Source organism: Pedomonas mirosovicensis (assembly GCF_022569295.1).
Taxonomy (GTDB): domain Bacteria; phylum Pseudomonadota; class Alphaproteobacteria; order Sphingomonadales; family Sphingomonadaceae; genus Pedomonas; species Pedomonas mirosovicensis.
In genome coordinates this window covers 2624645-2643366 of sequence record NZ_JAKFIA010000001.1, presented here as the reverse complement: position 1 = coordinate 2643366, position 18722 = coordinate 2624645, and the positions used below count along the sequence as shown (strand labels likewise).

19 protein-coding genes are annotated in these 18722 nt (G+C 65.1%); 8 read left to right on the top strand and 11 right to left on the bottom strand.

Annotated features, from left to right (window positions below):
* Nucleotides 1–229 precede the first annotated feature (229 nt).
* The 6 genes from L0C21_RS12670 to trmD form a co-directional block, all read right to left on the bottom strand.
* Nucleotides 230–1255 (bottom strand): aspartate-semialdehyde dehydrogenase, encoded by a 1026-nt coding sequence (locus L0C21_RS12670; RefSeq protein WP_259278700.1) that lies wholly within the window; start codon nucleotides 1253–1255, stop codon nucleotides 230–232.
* Nucleotides 1256–1374: 119 nt separating this feature from the next.
* Nucleotides 1375–2475 (bottom strand): 3-isopropylmalate dehydrogenase, encoded by a 1101-nt coding sequence (gene leuB, locus L0C21_RS12665; protein WP_259278699.1) that lies wholly within the window; start codon nucleotides 2473–2475, stop codon nucleotides 1375–1377.
* Nucleotides 2476–2735: 260 nt separating this feature from the next.
* Nucleotides 2736–3347, bottom strand: coding sequence for a 3-isopropylmalate dehydratase small subunit (leuD, locus tag L0C21_RS12660; RefSeq protein ID WP_259278698.1), 612 nt, complete (start codon nucleotides 3345–3347; stop codon nucleotides 2736–2738).
* Nucleotides 3348–3365: 18 nt separating this feature from the next.
* Nucleotides 3366–4793, bottom strand: coding sequence for a 3-isopropylmalate dehydratase large subunit (gene leuC / locus L0C21_RS12655; RefSeq protein ID WP_259278697.1), 1428 nt, complete (start codon nucleotides 4791–4793; stop codon nucleotides 3366–3368).
* Nucleotides 4794–4920: 127 nt separating this feature from the next.
* Nucleotides 4921–5319: a 50S ribosomal protein L19 gene (gene rplS / locus L0C21_RS12650; RefSeq protein WP_259278696.1), complete on the bottom strand. Its 399-nt coding sequence runs from the start codon at nucleotides 5317–5319 to the stop codon at nucleotides 4921–4923.
* Between the two features lie 64 nt (nucleotides 5320–5383).
* On the bottom strand, nucleotides 5384–6151 hold the full coding sequence (gene trmD, locus L0C21_RS12645; RefSeq protein ID WP_259278695.1) for a tRNA (guanosine(37)-N1)-methyltransferase TrmD: 768 nt from the start codon (nucleotides 6149–6151) through the stop codon (nucleotides 5384–5386).
* Nucleotides 6152–6456: 305 nt separating this feature from the next.
* On the opposite strand from trmD, the gene L0C21_RS12640 reads away from it, so the two are divergent.
* The gene (locus L0C21_RS12640) at nucleotides 6457–6840 is read left to right on the top strand and encodes a hypothetical protein (protein WP_259278694.1); all 384 of its coding nucleotides are present in this window, start codon (nucleotides 6457–6459) and stop codon (nucleotides 6838–6840) included.
* Nucleotides 6841–6922: 82 nt separating this feature from the next.
* On the opposite strand, the gene rimM is transcribed toward L0C21_RS12640, so the two are convergent.
* From rimM to L0C21_RS12620, 4 genes are all read right to left on the bottom strand, one after another.
* Nucleotides 6923–7468 (bottom strand): ribosome maturation factor RimM, encoded by a 546-nt coding sequence (gene rimM, locus L0C21_RS12635; protein ID WP_259278882.1) that lies wholly within the window; start codon nucleotides 7466–7468, stop codon nucleotides 6923–6925.
* Nucleotides 7469–7518: 50 nt separating this feature from the next.
* Nucleotides 7519–7905 carry a 30S ribosomal protein S16 gene (rpsP, locus tag L0C21_RS12630; protein ID WP_259278693.1) on the bottom strand — a complete coding sequence of 129 codons (387 nt, stop codon included), beginning with the start codon at nucleotides 7903–7905 and terminating at the stop codon, nucleotides 7519–7521.
* Between the two features lie 108 nt (nucleotides 7906–8013).
* On the bottom strand, nucleotides 8014–9531 hold the full coding sequence (gene ffh / locus L0C21_RS12625; RefSeq protein WP_259278692.1) for a signal recognition particle protein: 1518 nt from the start codon (nucleotides 9529–9531) through the stop codon (nucleotides 8014–8016).
* A gap of 622 nt (nucleotides 9532–10153) precedes the next feature.
* On the bottom strand, nucleotides 10154–10645 hold the full coding sequence (locus L0C21_RS12620) for an SRPBCC family protein (RefSeq protein ID WP_259278691.1): 492 nt from the start codon (nucleotides 10643–10645) through the stop codon (nucleotides 10154–10156).
* Between the two features lie 46 nt (nucleotides 10646–10691).
* On the opposite strand from L0C21_RS12620, the gene L0C21_RS12615 reads away from it, so the two are divergent.
* Nucleotides 10692–11015 (top strand): ArsR/SmtB family transcription factor, encoded by a 324-nt coding sequence (locus tag L0C21_RS12615; protein ID WP_259278690.1) that lies wholly within the window; start codon nucleotides 10692–10694, stop codon nucleotides 11013–11015.
* Between the two features lie 9 nt (nucleotides 11016–11024).
* Here L0C21_RS12615 and L0C21_RS12610 read toward each other — a convergent pair whose 3' ends face one another.
* The gene (locus L0C21_RS12610) at nucleotides 11025–12185 is read right to left on the bottom strand and encodes an aminotransferase (protein WP_259278689.1); all 1161 of its coding nucleotides are present in this window, start codon (nucleotides 12183–12185) and stop codon (nucleotides 11025–11027) included.
* A 419-nt stretch (nucleotides 12186–12604) separates the two neighbouring features.
* Here L0C21_RS12610 and dapF point away from each other — a divergent pair, with 419 nt between their 5' ends.
* From dapF to L0C21_RS12580, 6 genes are all read left to right on the top strand, one after another.
* Entirely contained in the window at nucleotides 12605–13432 is an 828-nt protein-coding gene (gene dapF / locus L0C21_RS12605) for a diaminopimelate epimerase (protein ID WP_259278688.1), read from the top strand.
* 32 nt (nucleotides 13433–13464) lie between these two features.
* Nucleotides 13465–14853: a tRNA (N(6)-L-threonylcarbamoyladenosine(37)-C(2))-methylthiotransferase MtaB gene (mtaB, locus tag L0C21_RS12600; protein ID WP_259278687.1), complete on the top strand. Its 1389-nt coding sequence runs from the start codon at nucleotides 13465–13467 to the stop codon at nucleotides 14851–14853.
* Nucleotides 14850–15791, top strand: coding sequence for a signal recognition particle-docking protein FtsY (gene ftsY / locus L0C21_RS12595; RefSeq protein WP_259278686.1), 942 nt, complete (start codon nucleotides 14850–14852; stop codon nucleotides 15789–15791). The genes mtaB and ftsY overlap by 4 nt, the downstream gene beginning before the upstream one ends.
* A gap of 3 nt (nucleotides 15792–15794) precedes the next feature.
* On the top strand, nucleotides 15795–16448 hold the full coding sequence (locus L0C21_RS12590; protein WP_259278685.1) for a septation protein A: 654 nt from the start codon (nucleotides 15795–15797) through the stop codon (nucleotides 16446–16448).
* Between the two features lie 504 nt (nucleotides 16449–16952).
* Complete coding sequence (gene ada, locus L0C21_RS12585; protein ID WP_259278684.1) at nucleotides 16953–18029, top strand: bifunctional DNA-binding transcriptional regulator/O6-methylguanine-DNA methyltransferase Ada; 1077 nt, start codon at nucleotides 16953–16955, stop codon at nucleotides 18027–18029.
* Nucleotides 18026–18718 (top strand): 2OG-Fe(II) oxygenase, encoded by a 693-nt coding sequence (locus tag L0C21_RS12580; protein WP_259278683.1) that lies wholly within the window; start codon nucleotides 18026–18028, stop codon nucleotides 18716–18718. The genes ada and L0C21_RS12580 overlap by 4 nt, the downstream gene beginning before the upstream one ends.
* Nucleotides 18719–18722 lie beyond the last annotated feature (4 nt).

The following is an 18722-nucleotide window of genomic DNA, read 5'->3' as shown; positions in this document are numbered from 1 at the left end:
CCGGAGCGTTGAGGGGCCAGTTTGGGCGCATTGCAGACTTACGTGGTTTTCAGATTCTTCGGGGAATGATGTCTCGGGACTGCCCGCATTCCTTGGAAAAACAAAAAGCCCGCCGATTGGCGGGCTTTTTGTTTTCGGTGTGGCGGGATGTGGGGGCATCCCGTCACCTGTCTTGGCCGCCGGCAGGCGTTGCGGCTTGCGCCGCGCGGCCAATGACGCCTCCTCAGGCTTACGCCTTCTTGAGGTGGCGGCGGCCGAGAAGTTCGGCGATCTGCACGGCGTTGAGCGCCGCGCCCTTGCGGAGGTTGTCGGACACGCACCAGAGGGCAAGGCCGTTCTCGACGGTCGGGTCGCGGCGGATGCGGCTGATGTAGGTGGCGAAGTCGCCCACGCACTCAACCGGGGTGGTGTAGCCGCCGTTCTCGCGCTTATCGACAACCATGATGCCCGGCGCCTCGCGCAGAATCTCACGGGCCTGTTTCTCGGTGATCGGGTTCTCGAACTCGATGTTGATGGCCTCGGAGTGGCCGACAAACACCGGCACGCGCACGCAGGTGGCGGTCACCTTGATGTCGGGGTCGAGAATCTTGTTGGTCTCGGCCGACATCTTCCACTCTTCCTTGGTGTAGCCATCATCCAGGAACACGTCGATGTGCGGGATCACATTGAACGCGATGGGCTTGGAGAACTTCTTCGGCTCCTGGCGGTCGCCGACGAAAATGGCGCGGGTCTGCTCGAACAGCTCGTCCATGCCGTCCTTGCCCGCGCCGGAAACCGACTGGTAGGTGGAGACGACGACGCGCTTGATCTTCGCCGCATCGTGCAGCGGCTTCAGCGCCACCACCATCTGCGCCGTGGAGCAGTTGGGATTGGCGATGATGTTCTTCTTGGTATAGCCGTCGATCGCTTCCGGGTTCACCTCGGGCACGATGAGGGGAACATCCGGGTCCATGCGGTAAAGGGAAGCGTTATCGATGACGACGCAGCCCGTCGCCGCGATCTTGGGGGCATACTGCTTCGACACGTCCGAGCCCGCCGACATGAGGGCGATGTCGACGCCGGTGAAGTCGAAGTTCTCCAGGTTCTTGCACTTGAGGGTCTTGCCGGTCTCGCCCAGATCCACCTCGATGCCGACGGAGCGCGAGGAGGCAAGGGGGATGATCTCGTCCGCCGGGAATTCCCGCTCGGCAAGAATGTTCAGCATTTCGCGGCCCACGTTCCCGGTGGCGCCGACGACAGCAACACGGTAGCCCATGTCAGTCTCCAGTTACATCATGCGCGTGGGTTATGTCCGCACGCCCTGAATATTTCAAGAAACGAAATGTTTCTTATCTAAAATAGTAATTTTATTGCCCCGATTCGCTTCGGGCCTCGTTACGCCGCAAGACGCTCAAGGATGGCATCGCCCATCTCGGAGGTGCCGACGCGGGTGCAGCCATCAAGCCAGATGTCGGCCGTGCGGATGCCGTCGGCAAGCGTCTGGGCAACGGCCGCTTCCAGCTTGTCCGCATCCTCGCCTCGACCAAAGCTGAAACGCAGGCACATGGCCAGCGACAGGATGGTCGCGCAGGGGTTGGCAACACCCTTGCCGGCAATATCCGGCGCGGAGCCGTGAATCGGCTCGTAGAGCGAGGCCTGCTTGCCGGTCGCGGCATCCTTCGCGCCGAGCGAGGCGGAGGGCAGCATGCCGAGAGAGCCGGTGAGCATCGCCGCCTGATCGGAGAGAATGTCGCCGAACAGGTTGTCGGTGAGGATGACGTCGAACTGCTTCGGGTTCTTCACCAGCTGCATGGCGCAGTTGTCCGCCAGCATGTGCTCCAGCTCAACGGACGCGTAATCGGCATCGTGCAGCTTCTGCACCTCTTCCTTCCACAGCAGGCCCGATTCCATGACGTTGTGCTTCTCGGCAGACGTCACCTTGTTGCGGCGCTTGGCGGCCAGATCGAAGGCGACGCGGGCGACGCGGTGAATCTCGCTGGTGGTGTAGACCTGCGTGTTGATGCCCCGGCGCTCGCCGTTGGGCAGGTTTTCAATGCCGCGGGGCGTGCCGAAGTAGACGCCGCCGGTCAGCTCGCGCACGAAGAGCAGGTCGAGCCCCTCGACGAACTCGCGCTTGAGGGAGGAGCTGTCCGCCAGCGCGGGAAAGCAGATGGCCGGGCGCAGGTTGGCGAACAGGTCCAGATCCTTCCGCAGGCGCAAGAGGCCCGCCTCCGGGCGCTTGTCGTACGGCTGGCCGACCCACTTCGGGCCGCCGACCGCCCCCATCAGCACGGCATCGGCGGCCTTGGCCTTGTCGAGCGCCGCATCGGTCAGCGGCACGCCGGTGGCGTCGATGGACGCGCCGCCCAGAAGGTCCTGCGAAATCTCAACGTCGAAGCCGCGATGCTCGCGCAGCCAGTTCACCACCTTGATGGCCTCGGCCGTCACTTCCGGGCCAATGCCGTCGCCGGGGAGAATCAAAAGGGATTTGGTCATGCTCATGCCCCTTGTGTTGTGTTGCCTGTCCCTGTTCGGGCAGGAAAATCTTATGGCCTTCGGTCCCGCCTGCGGCGGGCTTTTACGGGGGATTTTCAATCCCCCGGACCCCCTTTTATGAATAGGGACGCACGCTTCAGGACGGGCGCGGCCCTATGGAAAATCGGGGTGCGGGGGTCAAGGACCCCCGCGAAATGCCCTTCCGCTTGTTTGCCTCCGCAAACGGGGCGCAGCCGAGCCGAAGGCTAAGTTACGTTCGCTCAGGCCGCCTTGCCGGCAAGCCACGGTTTGCCGGTTTTCTGGGTTGCTTCGTAGGCGGTGATTTTGTCGGCCATCTGGAGGGTGATGCCGATCTCGTCGAGCCCGTTCAGCAGGCAGTGCTTGCGGAACGGGTCGATCTCGAACGGGAAGCGGTCCTGGAAGGGCGTGGTCACCACCTGGTTTTCCAGATCGATGGTGATTTCGGTCTCCTTGGCCACGTCCAGCAGCCGGTCGACGGCCTCCTGCGGCAGCACCACGGCGAGGATGCCGTTCTTGAAGGCGTTGCCGGAGAAGATGTCGGAGTAGGAGGGGGCGATGATGGCTTTGACCCCCATGTCGCCCAGCGCCCAGGCCGCGTGCTCGCGGGAGGAGCCGCAGCCGAAGTTGTCACCCGCAATCAGAATGGGCGCGCCACGGTAGCGCTCCTGATTGAAGAGGGCGTCCGGGTTCTCGGTGCCGTCCTCGCGCAAGCGGATGGTCTCGAACGCCCACTTGCCGAGGCCGGAGCGGGTGATGGACTTGAGATGGCGCGCCGGGATGATGACGTCCGTATCCACGTTGCGCTGGCCGAAGGGAATGGCCGTGCCGGTGAGCAGTTGGAATGCCTGCATGGATTACACTCCTTATCCTTAGCCGACCAGCTGGCGCACGTCGGTGAGGTGGCCGGTGACGGCCGCGGCTGCCGCCATCGCGGGCGAGAGCAGGTGGGTGCGCGCGCCGGGGCCCTGACGGCCGACGAAGTTGCGGTTGGAGGTGGAGGCGCAGCGCTCGCCCGCCGGGACCTTGTCCGGGTTCATGGCCAGGCACATGGAGCAGCCGGGCTCGCGCCATTCAAAGCCTGCTTCCATGAAGATGCGGTCCAGCCCCTCGGCTTCCGCCTGGCGCTTCACGAGGCCGGAGCCGGGAACGATGAGCGCCTGCCGGATGGTGTCGGCGACCTTCCGGCCCTTCACCACGGCGGCGGCGGCGCGCAGATCCTCGATGCGGCTGTTGGTGCAGGAGCCGATGAAGACGTGCTGTACCTCCACATCCTCCAGCCGCTGGCCGGGGGTGAGGCCCAGATACTCCAGCGCCTTGGCAACGGCCGCCTGCTTGGAGGGCTCGGCGAAGTCGGCGGGAGACGGCACGACGGCGGTGATGGGGGCAACGTCCTCCGGGCTGGTGCCCCAGGTGACGAGCGGGGCGATTTTGGTCGCATCGATGAACACCGAGCGGGCGTACTGCGCCCCGGCGTCGGTGGGGAGGGTGCGCCACCAGGCCACCGCCTGCTCCCACTCCGCGCCCTTGGGGGCGCGGGGCTTGTCGCGGAAGTAGGCGAAGGTCTTCTCATCCGGCGCGACGAGGCCGGAGCGGGCCCCGGCTTCGATCGACATGTTGCAGACGGTCATGCGGCCTTCGATGGACATGTCGCGCATGGTCGAGCCGGTATATTCCAGCACGTAGCCGGTGCCGCCCGCCGCGCCCAGCTCACCGCTGATGGCCAGCGCCACGTCCTTCGGCGTGATGGAGAAGCCAAGCGCGCCTTCCACCCGCACTTCCATCGGCTTGGAGCGCTTCAGGAGCAGGGTTTGGGTCGCCAGCACATGCTCGACCTCGGACGTGCCGATGCCGAAGGCCAACGCGCCGAACGCGCCGTGGGTGGAGGTGTGGCTGTCGCCGCAGACGACGGTGGTGCCGGGGAGCGTAAAGCCCTGTTCCGGGCCGACCACGTGGACGATGCCCTGCTCGGCGGCCGTCATCTCGATGTGCTCGATGCCGAACTCGGCGCAGTTGGCGCGCAAGGTCGCGACCTGCGTTGCAGACTGCGGGTCGTTGATCGGCAGCACCTGGCCGTCCGCCACGCGGGTGGTGGTCGGCACGTTGTGATCGGGCACGGCAAGGACAAGATCCGGGCGGCGCACGCGGCGGCCAGCGGCGCGAAGGCCCTCGAACGCCTGCGGGGTCGTTACCTCGTGGATGATGTGACGGTCGATGTAGAGGAGGCTGGTGCCGTCTGGCCGGGTTTCCACCACATGATCGTCCCAAATCTTTTCATAAAGGGTACGCGGACCGCTCATGATCTGTCCTTCAAAGTGCCGTCAGTGATATTTTCTGTCTGGTAAAGCCCAAAGAAAAACCGCGCCAGTGGAATTTCCACCGGCGCGGCTCTTTGTCTTTTTTGCCTGTATCCGCGGGTTCGCGGAATTAGGCCTCGCCGCCGCCGGCTGCCGTATCAGCTGTCGGTTTGTCACGAAGCTCGGCAATACGCGCGGACTTACCCGAGCGCTGGCGCAGGTAGTAAAGCTTCGCGCGACGCACGTCACCACGGCGGACCACTTCGATCGAATCGATCACCGGGCCATAGAGCGGGAACACGCGCTCGACACCTTCACCGAAGGAGATCTTGCGAACGGTGAAGCTGGAGCCCAGGCCCTTGTTCGAGCGGGCAATGCACATGCCCTCGAAATACTGGACGCGGCTGCGCTCGCCTTCCTTGACGCGCACGCCGACGCGCAGGGTGTCGCCTGCGCGGAACTGGGGAACGGCCTTGCTCTCGGTGAGCTTGGCAATCTGCTCTTGTTCGAGCTTTTCGATCAGGTTCATGGTCCTGTCCTTACCTTCTCAAGCTGCTCGCCAGAGGGCGACCGTGCTGATCTCCAAAAGCGCTTTACGAACGGCCCTTGCGGGTCTGGCCCTTGGGAGTTGCCTCCCGGCGGGCCTCGTAAGCCTCCCAGAGATCCGGCCGCCATAGCCGGGTTCTCTCCTCCGCCTGCGCCCTTCGCCAGGCGGAGATCCGCGCATGATTTCCGGAGAGCAGCACCTCCGGGATCGTGCGCCCCTCCCACTCCCGTGGTCGGGTGTAGTGCGGATACTCCAGGAGCCCGTCCCACGAGGCATCCACACTGAAACTCTCTTCGGACTCGCTTTCCGCCGCGCCCATGACGCCGGGCAGCAGGCGGACGACCGAGTCCAATATAACCATTGCCGCCATCTCGCCGCCGGAGAGCACATAGTCTCCGATCGAAACCTGCTCGATCCGGGCCCCGTTGCTGAACGTGTGCTCAAACACCCGCTCGTCGATGCCCTCGAACCGGCCACACAGCAAAATGGCACCCGGCCCCTCACTCAAGGCCTTGACCCGTTCCTGAGTCAAAGGCTTGCCCCGAGGGGTCGGTGCGATCACCGGAACATCCGGCTGCTCTGCAATGGCTGCCTCGACGCTACGACCCACCACATCGGCCCGCATGACCATGCCGGGGCCTCCGCCAGCGGGCGTGTCGTCGACGGATCGGTGCTTATCGCTCGCAAATTCCCGGATGTCCAGCGTTTTTAGGCCCCACAAACCCTTGGAAAGAGCGGTGCCTGCCAGGCTGTGGCCAAGGGGGCCGGGGAACATGTCCGGCAGGATGGTCAGCACGGTGGCAGCAAATGGCATGGGATCGGTCTCTTCGTGTTCAGCGGGCGGTCTCGTGTTAGCGGCCCGGCCGGGCATTGGCCAGCCCCGGCATTGGTCGTTGCCGGAACGGGAAAACCGTGAAGGAGGTGGAACGGCTGTAAGTCCTTGTTCATACAGCGTTCATGCATTCGTCGGCGCAGAAAGCCCATCCATCAGATGGTCGCTCGCAAGCGGCGTTCCGTCCGGTGCGGATGCGACGAATGAGGGGGTACGCAGTTTCTGCTCTTGGGTAACAGGCTTCCACTCAGCCAACCCTCCTTCCCAGGCTTCAATGATGGAGAAGTATGATGACTATGCTGAAAACCGCGCTTTATGCTGGTGTCGCGGGCTTGCTGCTGTCCTCTGGGGCTGTCTACGCCCAGACCACGGGTTCCACCGGTACGACGTCGCAGGATACCACCACGCCGGGCACGACTCCGGGCACCACAATGCCGGACACCACTACGCCGGGCACGACAACTCCGGGCACCACCTCGCCGACCGATCCGTATGGCGACGTGAACCCCAGCGCGGGCACGGCCACTGAGTCCGGCTCATCCGCGTCCGGCTCGGCCACCCAGGGCACCGAGCAGGGCAGCACCACCCGCAGCAAGAGCAAGGCGGAGAAGAAGCGCGAGAAGCAGCGCGAGCAGGAAGAGCAGGGTCCGGAACAGGGGCCGCAGCTTTAATCTGGCAACATTCACTTGGTATCCGGGTCGGCCCGGCATGAGCCTTGATCCGCGATACCCTTTGCAGGACGAGTCTGTTGCGTCAGGCGAGGAAGGCCGGGTCAATCACGATCCGGCCTTCGTCCTGCAGGACGTCAGGCACGGCTTCGTCGATGAACGGCACGAGGCAGGTCTTGCCCTTGGTCGTGCGGATTTCCAAAAGATCGCTTGAGCCGTAGTTGGGAATGGCGATGACCTCGCCGATCACCTCGCCCTCGGGCGAGACGGCGGTCATGCCGATCAGGTCAATCTGGTAAAATTCGTCTTCCTCCGGCGGAGGCAGGGCCTCGCGGGGAATGGAAAGCTCAAGGCCGCGCAGGCCTTCGGCGGCGGTGCGGTCCGTGATTTCCTTGAACCGGGCAATAACGCCGTTGGGCTGAACCCGGACGCGGGAGACGGTGAGCAGCTGCTTGCCCGCATGAAGCGTCTTGTAACGCTCCAGCCCCTTGGGGTCATCGGTGTAGGGGCGGATGCGAACCTCCCCCTGCAGGCCCTGCGGCCCGGTGATGACCCCCCAAGAGGATGGTCTTTCCAGCGGCCGTGTCGCCGCCGGCCGTTCGCGCGGTGCGGGTTCCCTTCTCGGGGGCATCGTCACGAACGGCCATGCAGCAAACCTCCGCTTGGGAATAAGCTTGAAGCTTACTCGGCAGTGCCTTCGCCAGCGGCCTCGGCGGCAGCCGCAGCGGCGGCGGCAGCCTTCTCGGCGCGCTCTTCAGCGCGTTCCTTGGCCTTCTGACCCGGCTCGGCCTTCTTCGGGTTGTTGCGGGCCGGGCGCTTGGCAACGCCAGCGGCATCCAGGAAGCGCAGCACGCGGTCGGTCGGCTGAGCGCCCTTTTCCAGCCACTCCTTGGCCTTCTCGGCGTCCAGCGTCACGCGCTCCGGATTGTCCTTCGCCAGCAGCGGGTTGTAGGTGCCGATCTTCTCGATGAAGCGGCCGTCGCGCGGAGAGCGCGAGTCGGCAACCACGATCCGGTAGTACGGACGCTTCTTGGCACCGCCGCGCGCCAGACGAATTGAAAGAGCCATTGGTTAGTTTCCTTCCTAACGTAACGAGCCTGTCGTGTTCCGTTTCGTGCCGTGGCACGGATCGCCGTCCTTCCCGCGACAGGGGCCGGTCGGACGGCGGTTGTTCCCTTATTTCTTGCCGAACTTCTGCCAGCCCGGCGGAAGCTTGGGGCCGCCCAAACCCGGCATCCCACTGGGAAGCCCGCCCGGCAGGCCACCCGGCATTCCCGGCGGCATCCCGCCTGGCAGGTCGCCGCCCGGCATGCCGCCGAGACCGCCCGGCAGGCCTTTGCCGCCCTTGCCGCCAAACATGCCGGCCAGCGCGCCAAGGCCGCCCATCTTCTTGATCTTCTTCATCGCCGTCGACATGTCCTGATGCATCTTCAGGAGCTTGTTGACCTCCTGCACCGTGGTGCCGGAGCCCTTGGCAATGCGGATCTTGCGCTTGGCATTGATGAGGCCGGGGTTGGCGCGCTCCTTCGGCGTCATCGAGAGGATGATCGCCTCCAGCCGGTTCAGCGCCTTGTCATCGACGCCCGCGGCGTCCACCTGCTTCTGCATCTTGCCGAGGCCCGGCAGCAGGCCCATCACGCCCTTGAGGCCGCCGATGCGCTTCATCTGCCGGAACTGCATCCGCAGGTCATCCATGTCGAACTTGCCCGCCGCCATCTTCTTGGCGAGCTTTTCGACCTCGTCCGCCTCAACCGCTTCGGCTGCCTTTTCAACGAGGCTGACGACATCGCCCATGCCGAGGATGCGGCCGGCAACGCGGGAGGGGTTGAATTCTTCCAGCGCATCCAGCTTTTCGCCGACGCCGACGAACTTGATCGGCTGGCCGGTGACCGCGCGCATGGAAAGCGCCGCGCCGCCGCGCCCGTCGCCGTCCATACGGGTGAGCACAACGCCGGAGAGGCCCACCTGATCGGTGAACTGGCGGGCGACATTCACCGCGTCCTGACCGGTGAGGGCATCGACCACCAGCAGCGATTCCTGCGGCTTGGCCTCCGCCTTCACGGCGGCGAGTTCCGCCATCAGCTGGGCATCGATGTGCAGGCGGCCCGCGGTGTCGAGCATCAGCACGTCGAAGCCCTGAAGCTTTGCTGCCTGCAGCGCACGCTTGGTGATATCGACCGGCATCTGGCCGGGGATGATCGGCAGGGTGGCGACGCCGATCTGCTCGCCGAGGACCCGCAGCTGCTCCTGCGCGGCGGGGCGCTGCACGTCGAGCGAGGCCATCAGCACCTTCTTGCGCTCGCGCGTCGAAAGGCGGCGGGCGATCTTGGCGGTGGAGGTGGTCTTACCCGAGCCCTGGAGGCCGATCATCATGATGACGGCGGGCGGGGTGATGTCGACATTGAGCTTGCCGGCCTCGGCGGCTTCCTCGCCGCCCAGCATCTCGACCAGGGCATCGTTGACGATCTTGACGACCATCTGGCCCGGCTTGACCGACTTGATGACTTCCTGGCCGACGGCGCGCTCGGTGGCCTTCGCCACGAATTCCTTCACGACGGGCAGGGCAACGTCCGCCTCCAGAAGCGCCACGCGCACCTCGCGCATCGCCTCCTTGACGTCCGCCTCGCTCAACGCACCACGGCCCGTCAGCTTGTCGAAAACTGATCCCAGCCGTTCGCTCAGAGACTCGAACATGCCTGTTCCCCGTCTGGCCCTTGTCCGTTGCCGGTCAGGGCCGTTTGTACACAAAACACGAATGGCGCCGGTGGGCGAAACCTCGCTGACCGGCGGGCATCCGTGGATGCTTCTAACAATATCGCTTCTTTGGAAGCTTGCTGGCGATACACCTCTCTACCCATGGAGTCAATGTGGGCGGGATGGGAAAGCCCTGGGCCGGGCCCAATTGACGCTCCGGGCGGCGCCTGAACGAGAAGACCCCGCAGGACAGGAACCCGCGGGGTCTTTGTAGAAAGGAGGCCATTTGCATGACCAATCTGGATGTAAGGACAGAATAAGTCATCGCCCTGATGGTGCAACAGTTTGATAGTCGAATATGCGGCCTGTGCTTCCGATCACCTGTTTTAAATTACTTTAATTACAAAGGCATACGACCATGGGGCTCTTGCACGACCTAGCCTCGTCTGTTCCCATGGTCCAGTCCGACTGGCTGGCTGACAGGAGCGGCAGCGCGTCTGCCCGCTTCGGACAATCGCTTGAGCGGCGTCGCAGGGACTAACCTGTCAGCGGGGGAAGGGCCGGGCGGCGGCTGGACGCGTCGGATGCCGTCTGGCGTCCCTCGAATGTGTGCCAGTCCGCCTTACTTGAACATGCCCTCGCGCAGGTTGATGCCGTGCTCCAGCCACGCCTTCATGGCGCAGGCCATCTGCATCCAGCCCTGACAGTTGCCGTAGGATGCCTGAAGTCCCTCCGGCGTCTGCCGCCAGCCTGCCTCCGCAATGGAGACGAGGGTGCGCGTGCCGCCGTCCAGCGGCTCGAAGGTCATGGTGACGGTGGTGTCGTAACTGCCTGACTGCGCTTCTCCGGCCTGCACGTCGCCCGCCTCGGCCGCGCAATCCGTGGCGGCCCACCGTAAAACAATGCGGCGCTCCGGCTCGACTTCCATCACATGCACCGGGAAGGCGCCGGGGAAGTCGTGAAAGTCCCAATAGACGGTGGCGCCGGTCTCGATACGCCCCTTGGCGCCGCCGGTGGTGAAATAGCGCGACAGGTGATCGGGATTGACGACGGCCTCGAACACCTCGGCCACGGGTTTGGCGATGCGCGCCGATACCTTGAAGGATAGATCCATGCTCTTTCTCCTTGGTTTCGGGTCAATCGTGTTATAAAAATATAACATGTCAAGAGGCGGAACGGACGACGCGGTTTTCAAGGCCCTGGCGGCTCCGGTGCGGCGGGAAATGCTGGATGCGTTGAAAGACTCACCCCTGACCACGGGTGATCTGTGCGCGCGCTTTCCCGCGCTCGACCGCTGCACGGTGATGCAGCATCTGAGGGTGCTGGAGAAAGCGGAGCTGGTGATCGTCCAGCGCAAGGGGCGGGAGCGGTGGAACCACCTCAACCCGCTGCCCATCAAGCAGATTCACGACCGGTGGATCGGCCCCTATGCGGCCCGCGCGGTCGATATGCTGGGTCGCCTCAAGGCTGACCTGGAAGAGTAGGGCCGGGCCTTACGTGCCGAAATAACGGCGCAGGCGGGCCAGCCCCTCCTCCAGCACCGCGTCCTGCTTGGCGAAGCAGAAGCGGATGAGGCGGTGGGGCCAGCCGCCCTCAACGAAGGGGCTCAAGGGAATAGTGGCAACGCCCACCTCTACCACCAGCCGCTTGGCGAAGGTGACGTCATCCTCGCTCGACAGCTTCGCGTAGTCACAGGTGAGGAAGTAGGTGCCCTCGGAGGGGAGGACGTTAAAGCCGAGCGGGGCAAGGCCCGCGCTCAGGCGATCCCGCTTGGCCTGCATGTCAGCGATGAGGCCGTCGAAGTAGGCGTCTTCCTTCCCCAGCCCGTAGGCGACGGCCGCCTGCAGGTTGGGCGGGGTGGTGAAGGTGAGGAACTGGTGGACCTTGGCCACCTGATCGATGAGCGCGGGCGCGGCCGTCACCATGCCCACCTTCCAGCCGGTGAGCGAGAAGGTCTTGCCCGCCGAGGCGATCTTCAGCGTGCGCTCCCCCATGCCGGGGAAGGTGATGAGCGGGCGGTGGCGTTTGCCGTCGAACACGATGTGCTCGTAGACCTCGTCCGACACCACGAGGAAACCATGGTGGCAGGTGAGGCGGGAGACCATCTCCAGCTCTTCCTCCGAAAACACCCGGCCGACCGGATTGTGCGGCGTGTTGAGGATGAGCAGCTTGGTTTTCGGCGTGATGAGAGCGGCGAGCCGGTCCTCCTCCAGCCGCCAGCGGGGCGGCTCAAGGCGCAGAAAGCGCGGCGTCGCCCCCGCCTGCCGCACGATGGGCAGGTATGAGTCATACGCCGGTTCAATGAGGATCACCTCATCGCCGGGGTTCACGAACGCCATGATGGAGGCGGTCAGCGCCTCCGTCGCGCCCGAGGTGACGAGCACGCCCCGGTCCGGGTCCACCTCCAGCCCATAGAACCGCGCCTCATGCCTTGCTACCGCCTGCCGCAGGGCGGGCAGGCCGCGCATGGGCGGATACTGGTTGGAGGCTTCCATCAGCGCGCGGGCGGCGACGGCGCGCACGTCCTCCGGCCCGTCCGTATCCGGAAAGCCCTGCCCCAGGTTCACTGCGTTATGCTCGTTGGCGAGCGCCGACATGACGGTGAACACAGTGGTGCCAAGGGCGGCGAAGGTGGCGTTCGGGATGATGTTCATGGCGCGCAGCCTAGCGGTTTCTTGTGCTGGTTTGCAGGGGTCTTGGACCCGTGCGATCCCTTTCGTTTTCTGGCTGCGTGTCCAGTGCTCGCTGGAATCACGTCCCTTAACCTCCGAATGGGTAATTGGGCCGCGCTGTCCATGCGAGCGGAGCAAACGCTCCTTAAAATCATTCAACAATCAAGAGCGAGGCAGGGAACGAGCGGCGGGGTGAGGGGGCGTTGGGAAAAGGGCATGGAGAAAGAGGTGGCGCGATTGCCGCCCCGCTATTCCCCACATCCAGAAGACGCCGGATACGCGGCCCTGAAAGGCCGGGGTGCAAGGGGTAAGCCCCCTGCAAGAAAACAACGATCTTACCCAACCCTTCCCAGCGTGCGCCGTCTGGACAGTCGCCGAGCGGAGGCATAAAGCTGCGCCTCATGACACACGCTGCTTCCTCCCTGTGGCCGTTCCGCAAGATGCACGGCCTTGGCAATGATTTCGTGATTTTCGACGCGCGCGAGCGCGGGCTACCGCTCACCACCGACATGGTGCGGCGGCTGAGCCATCGGCAGACCGGCATCGGCTGCGACCAGCTGATCGTGATGGAGCCGTCTTCGAGCGCGGACGTGTTCATGCGGATTTACAACGCGGACGGCAGCGAGGTTTCGGCCTGCGGCAACGCCACGCGCTGTGTCGCCTCGCTGATGGGCAACGATCGGGTGGAGGTGCAGACCAAGGTCGGGGTGTTGAAGGCTTCGCTGAGCGACGGCACGGCGACGGTCGACATGGGCGTGCCGCGCTATGGGTGGGATGAGATTCCGCTGTCCATGCCGATGGACACCCTCTCCATGCCGGTGGGGTGGGAGCTGCTGGGCACGCCCTCGGCGGTGAACGTGGGCAACCCGCACGTCATCTTCTTCGTCGAGAACGTAGACAAGGTGGACCTGGGCCGCCTCGGCCCGCTGATCGAGCGGGACCCGCTGTTCCCGGAGCGGATCAACGTGAACATCGCGCAGGTGAACGAGCGCAATGAGATCCGCCTGCGCGTGTGGGAGCGCGGCGCGGGGCTCACGCTCGCCTGCGGCACCGGCGCGTGCGCGACCGTTGCGGCGGCGGTGCGGCGGCGGCTGACCGAGCGGCGGGTGACGGTGCGCCTGCCGGGCGGGGTGCTGAACATCGAGATTACGGACGACAACCGCATCCTGATGGGCGGTCCTGTCGCCACGGCGTTCACCGGACAGGTTGATCTGGCGCTCTACGCCTGACAAGAGCGCGATTTTAGGTTAAGGAGCGCGCCATGACCGCGCTTCAGCCCCATCTGCACAAGGCGCGTGGTGCCCCTGACAAAGGGCATCACGAGCATGACCACGCCGAGACTTCGGCGCCGGAGACGCATGTCTCGGGCACGGGCGCAAAGATCGTCACCTTCGGCTGCCGGCTGAACACCTACGAGTCCGAGGCGATGCGGGCCCATGCCGATGCCAGCGGCGACCCCAACCTGGTGGTCGTCAACACCTGCGCGGTGACGGCCGAGGCCGTGCGGCAGGCGCGCCAGCAGATCCGCAAGATGAAGCGCGAGAACCCGGAGGCGAAGATCATCGTCACCGGCTGCGCGGCGCAGATCGAGCCCGAAACCTTCGCGGGCATGGGCGAGGTCTCGCGCGTGCTCGGCAACATGGAGAAGTTCGACCCGAAGAACTTCCGCTTCGACGACGGCTCCAACGCGTACGTGCGCGTCAACGACATCATGAGCGTGAAGGAGACGGCGGGCCACCTGATCGATGGCTTCGCCGAGCGGGCGCGCGCGTTCGTCGAGGTCCAGAACGGCTGCGATCACCGCTGCACCTTCTGCATCATTCCCTACGGCCGGGGCAATTCCCGCAGCGTTCCCGCCGGGCTGGCGGTTGAGCGCATCAAGCGGCTGGTGGACAAGGGCTACAATGAGGTGGTGCTGACCGGCGTCGACATCACTTCCTACGGCGGCGACCTGCCGGGCAAGCCGAGCCTCGGCAACCTGGTGCAGCGCATTTTGAAGCTGGTGCCGGACCTGCCGCGCCTGCGGCTTTCCTCCATCGACTCGATCGAGGCGGACGAGGCGCTGATGGAGGCCATCGTCGGCGAGGCGCGGCTGATGCCGCACCTGCATCTCTCGCTTCAGGCGGGCGATGACATGATCCTCAAGCGGATGAAGCGCCGCCACCTGCGCGATGACGCCATCCGTTTCTGCGAAACCGTTCGCGCCGCCCGGCCCGAGGTGGCGTTCGGCGCGGACCTGATCGCCGGTTTCCCGACCGAAACCGAGGAGATGTTCGGGAACACGCTCAAGCTGGTGGACGAATGCGGCCTCACCTACCTGCACGTCTTCCCCTATTCGGAGCGGGAGGGCACGCCCGCAGCAAAAATGCCGCCGGTGGACAAGGCCGTCCGCAAGGCTCGCGCGGCCCGGCTGCGCGCGCTTGGCGAGGCGCGGCTTGCGGCCTATCTGAAGGGTTTGACCGGAACGCGCGCCGAGGTTCTGGTGGAAACCGTGGAAGCAGGCGAGGCCGCGGGCCACACGCCGACCTTCGCGCCGGTGCGTTTCACGGTTGAGGGGGAGAGCGTCGTGCCGGGCGCGATCGTGACGGTGGAGATTACGGGCACGGCCACAGGCACGGGCGGAAATCATCTGCAAGGCAGGGTTGCGTGAGCGAAGAAGTAACCGAAAAGAAGGGCTGGTTCGGCCGGCTGCGGCAAGGGCTTTCCCGGTCGGCGGAGAAGCTGACCGGCGGCATTACGGGCCTGTTCACCAAGGCCAAGCTGGACGCCGAGACGCTGGAGAACCTGGAAGAGTGGCTGATCGCCTCCGACCTTGGCGTGGCGACCGCTGCGGAAGTCTGCGACCGTCTGCGCCGCGAGCGCTACGAGAAGGACATCAGCCCTGAGGAAGTCCGCCAGGTGCTGGCCGACACGGTGGTCGAGGTGCTCGATCCCGTTGCCAAAGCGCTGGAGGTGCGGCGCGATCTGAAGCCCCACGTGGTGCTGGTTGTTGGCGTCAACGGCTCGGGCAAGACCACCACCATCGCCAAGCTGGCCGCGCTCTACAAGGAGCAGGGGCTGAAGGTGATGCTGGCGGCGGGCGATACCTTCCGCGCGGCGGCGGTGGAGCAGCTGCAGGTGTGGGGCAACCGCATTGACGCGCCGGTTATCACCACCAAGGTGGGCGGCGACGCGGCGGGCCTGGCCTACGGCGCGCTCGAAAAGGCGAAGGCGGAGGGCTACGATCTGCTGCTCATTGACACGGCGGGCCGCCTCCAGAACAAAAGCCACCTGATGGACGAACTGGCGAAGATCCGCCGCGTGATCGCCAAGCTGGACCCGGACGCGCCGCATGATACCTTGCTGGTGCTGGACGCGACGACCGGCCAGAACGCGCTCAACCAGATCGAGGTGTTCCGCGAGGTGGCGGGCGTGACCGGCCTCGTGATGACCAAGCTGGACGGTACGGCGCGCGGCGGCGTGCTGGTGGCGGCGGCGGAGAAGTTCAAGCTGCCGATCCATGCCATCGGCGTCGGTGAGAAGATCGGCGACCTGCGCCCGTTCGAGCCGCGCAACTTTGCGCGGGCGCTGGTGGGCCTGGAAGGGTAATTCATGGCGCGCGAACAGAAAGACCCGATGCTGATGCCGGACCCGGAAGCAACGCCGGTGCCGCTGGTGGACGATAAGGCCCCCAAGAACCCGTGGGTGCGCCTCGCCATCGATTTCGTGCCACTGCTTGTCTTCTTCGCCATGAACAGCTGGCTCGGCATCTACTGGGCAACCGGCACCTTCATGGCGGCGATGATCGGCTCCATGATCGCCTCGCGCGTGCTGCTGCACGAAATCCCGAAAATGCTGTGGGTCAACGCCGCCATCGTGCTGGTGTTCGGCGGCCTGACGCTGTGGCTGCACAACGACCTGTTCATCAAGATCAAGCCCACCATCCTTTACACCATGTTCGCCATCATCCTGTTCTACGGGCTGATTACCGGCCGCCCGGTGCTGAAGGCGGTGCTGGAAGCCGCCTACCCGGCGATGAAGGACGAAGGCTGGCGGCTGCTCACCCGCAACTGGGCGTGGTTCTTCCTCGTCATGGCCGTGCTCAACGAAGCGGTGTGGCGCAATGTCTCCACCGACACGTGGGTGACGTTCAAGGCATGGGCGGTGCTGCCGCTCTCCATGCTGTTCGCCATCACCCAGGCGCCGATCATGACCCGCTATGCGGCAGAAGAGAGCAGGAAAGAGGCGGAAACGCCCAAGGCGTAATTTTTCAGGATTTCTTGCAGGGGTCCTGGACCCCCTTCCTTTTGAAGGGCCGCGCCCGGCATCCGCCGCGTGCAGGCTGGATTGAGCGCTGAAATCGCTCCTTACAATCATTCAGGATTTTCTGGTTAGCCGGTGGAGCGCGGCGGCTGGGAACGGATTCAGTCCCCTGTGCCCCGGTTTCATTATCGGGCCGCGTTCCCAGATGCCGTTCCGTTTGCTGGTTCAGGTTGCACGAACGCTCCTTAAAATCATTCAAAACACACTTGTCTGCCGGTGAAGCGCGATGTTTGCTGCCGGGCGCGGCCCTGTCATTCAAAGATTCCAGCTTGGCGTCACGGCCCATAACGGGCTCGGCCCGATAAATGAATGGGAGTGCAGAGGGTCCAAGACCCTCTGCAAGAACAAAAGCTTGAGCCAAAAAAATTCCACAGCAAGGAGCGGGGTGCGGGCAGGCATAGCATCCGCCATTCTTCCGGCCGATTGGCAAGGAAGAGGATCGAGGCCATGTTGAACGTTATGGCAACGCCGGAAACCCTGATGACTGATGACGACGCGCGGTGGGACGCCGTGCTGCGGCGCGATGCGGCGATGGACGGGCGGTTCTTCACCTGCGTGAAGACGACCGGAATTTACTGCCGCCCGTCGTGCACGGCGCGCAAGCCGCTGCGGGAGAACGTGTTTTTCGTCGAGACGCGGGAGGAGGCGGAAAGGGCGGGGTTTCGCGCCTGCCTGCGTTGCCGCCCGGATGCCATGCCGATGGCGGATGAGCGGGCGGAGCTTGTCGCCAAGGCCTGCCGGATGCTGGAAGAGGCGGAGGAGCCGATGACGCTCGACGCGCTGGCCGCGACGACGGGCCTCAGCCCGTTCCATTTCCACCGCATCTTCCGGCAGACGACGGGTGTGACGCCGAAGGCCTACGCCGATGCGGCGCGCGCCCGGCGGCTGCGGGAAAACCTGTCCGCCAGCGATAGCGTGACGGGGGCGCTCTATGAGGCCGGGTTCGGCTCCAGCAGCCGGTTCTACGCGAAGGCCGAGGGGATGCTGGGCATGGAGCCGAAGCGCTACCGCAAAGGCGGGGAGGGAGAGGTGATCCGCCACGCCATCGTGCCGTGCTCGCTGGGGCTCTTGTCGGTGGCGGCGACAGCGCGGGGCATCTGCTCCATGATGCTGGACGACGCACCGGAGCCGCTGATTGCCGAGCTGCGCCAGCGGTTTCCGCTGGCCCAGATCGTGGAGGGGGACGGGGACTTCGCCGCGCTGGTGGAGCAGGCGGTGCGGCTGGTGGAAGCGCCCGGCTCGAACATAACACTCCCGCTCGACGTGCGCGGCACGGCGCTGCAACAGAAGGTGTGGGCAGCCTTGCGCGACATCCCGCCGGGCGAGACGCTGAGCTACGCCCAACTGGCAGAGAAGGTGGGCGCGCCCAAGGCGGTGCGGGCGGTGGCGAGCGCGTGCGCGAAGAACACCGTGGCAGTCGCCATTCCTTGCCACCGGGCGGTGCGCGGCACCGGCGCGCTGGCGGGCTACCGCTGGGGCCTGGCGCGCAAGCAGGCGCTGCTGGAGCGGGAGCGCAAGAAGTGAGGCGTGATATCGACTGGGCGGCGGTAGCCGAGGCGCTGGACACAGCGGGTTACGCCATCCTGCCCGCCCTGCTGACGGCGGACGAATGCGCGCAAGTGGCGGCTCTGTATGACCGGGAGGATCTGTTCCGCAGCAAGGTTGTGATGGCGCGGCACAACTTCGGGCGGGGCGAATACCAGTATTTCGCCTATCCGCACCCGCCGCTCATCGCCGGGCTGCGGGAGGCGCTGTATCCACCGCTTGCCAGTATCGCCAATCGCTGGGCTGAGCGGCTGGGGGAAGAGGCGCGGTTTCCGGAAAGCCACGCCGACTATCTCGCCCGCTGCCATGCGGCGGGCCAAGTGCGCCCCACGCCCCTGCTGCTGCGCTATGGGCCGGGGGATTACAACTGCCTGCATCAGGACCTCTACGGCGACCTGGTGTTTCCCCTGCAGGCGGCGGTGCTTTTGAGCGAGCCGGGGCGGGACTTCACCGGCGGCGAATTCGTGCTGACCGAGCAGCGCCCCCGGATGCAGAGCCGCGCCATGGTGGTGCCGCTGCGCGCAGGCGACGCGGTAGTGTTTCCGGTGAACCAGCGCCCGGTGCGGGGCAGCCGGGGGGACTATCGCGTGGCCATGCGCCATGGCGTCAGCGAGATGCGCTCCGGCAAGCGGCACGTGCTCGGGCTGATCTTCCATGATGCACGGTAAAGGC

What these genes read in the sequence shown, in the direction of transcription:
- L0C21_RS12640 (WP_259278694.1), top strand. Translation starts at nt 6,457, where the DNA reads ATGATGACTATGCTGAAAACCGCGCTTTATGCTGGTGTCGCGGGCTTG.
- L0C21_RS12620 (WP_259278691.1), bottom strand. Translation starts at nt 10,645, where the DNA reads ATGGATCTATCCTTCAAGGTATCGGCGCGCATCGCCAAACCCGTGGCC.
- mtaB (WP_259278687.1), top strand. Translation starts at nt 13,465, where the DNA reads ATGACCGCGCTTCAGCCCCATCTGCACAAGGCGCGTGGTGCCCCTGAC.
- leuD (WP_259278698.1), bottom strand. Translation starts at nt 3,347, where the DNA reads ATGCAGGCATTCCAACTGCTCACCGGCACGGCCATTCCCTTCGGCCAG.
- L0C21_RS12670 (WP_259278700.1), bottom strand. Translation starts at nt 1,255, where the DNA reads ATGGGCTACCGTGTTGCTGTCGTCGGCGCCACCGGGAACGTGGGCCGC.
- ffh (WP_259278692.1), bottom strand. Translation starts at nt 9,531, where the DNA reads ATGTTCGAGTCTCTGAGCGAACGGCTGGGATCAGTTTTCGACAAGCTG.
- L0C21_RS12615 (WP_259278690.1), top strand. Translation starts at nt 10,692, where the DNA reads ATGTCAAGAGGCGGAACGGACGACGCGGTTTTCAAGGCCCTGGCGGCT.
- rimM (WP_259278882.1), bottom strand. Translation starts at nt 7,468, where the DNA reads ATGCCCCCGAGAAGGGAACCCGCACCGCGCGAACGGCCGGCGGCGACA.
- L0C21_RS12610 (WP_259278689.1), bottom strand. Translation starts at nt 12,185, where the DNA reads ATGAACATCATCCCGAACGCCACCTTCGCCGCCCTTGGCACCACTGTG.
- dapF (WP_259278688.1), top strand. Translation starts at nt 12,605, where the DNA reads ATGACACACGCTGCTTCCTCCCTGTGGCCGTTCCGCAAGATGCACGGC.
- leuB (WP_259278699.1), bottom strand. Translation starts at nt 2,475, where the DNA reads ATGACCAAATCCCTTTTGATTCTCCCCGGCGACGGCATTGGCCCGGAA.
- leuC (WP_259278697.1), bottom strand. Translation starts at nt 4,793, where the DNA reads ATGAGCGGTCCGCGTACCCTTTATGAAAAGATTTGGGACGATCATGTG.
- ada (WP_259278684.1), top strand. Translation starts at nt 16,953, where the DNA reads ATGTTGAACGTTATGGCAACGCCGGAAACCCTGATGACTGATGACGAC.
- rplS (WP_259278696.1), bottom strand. Translation starts at nt 5,319, where the DNA reads ATGAACCTGATCGAAAAGCTCGAACAAGAGCAGATTGCCAAGCTCACC.
- L0C21_RS12590 (WP_259278685.1), top strand. Translation starts at nt 15,795, where the DNA reads ATGGCGCGCGAACAGAAAGACCCGATGCTGATGCCGGACCCGGAAGCA.
- trmD (WP_259278695.1), bottom strand. Translation starts at nt 6,151, where the DNA reads ATGCCATTTGCTGCCACCGTGCTGACCATCCTGCCGGACATGTTCCCC.
- rpsP (WP_259278693.1), bottom strand. Translation starts at nt 7,905, where the DNA reads ATGGCTCTTTCAATTCGTCTGGCGCGCGGCGGTGCCAAGAAGCGTCCG.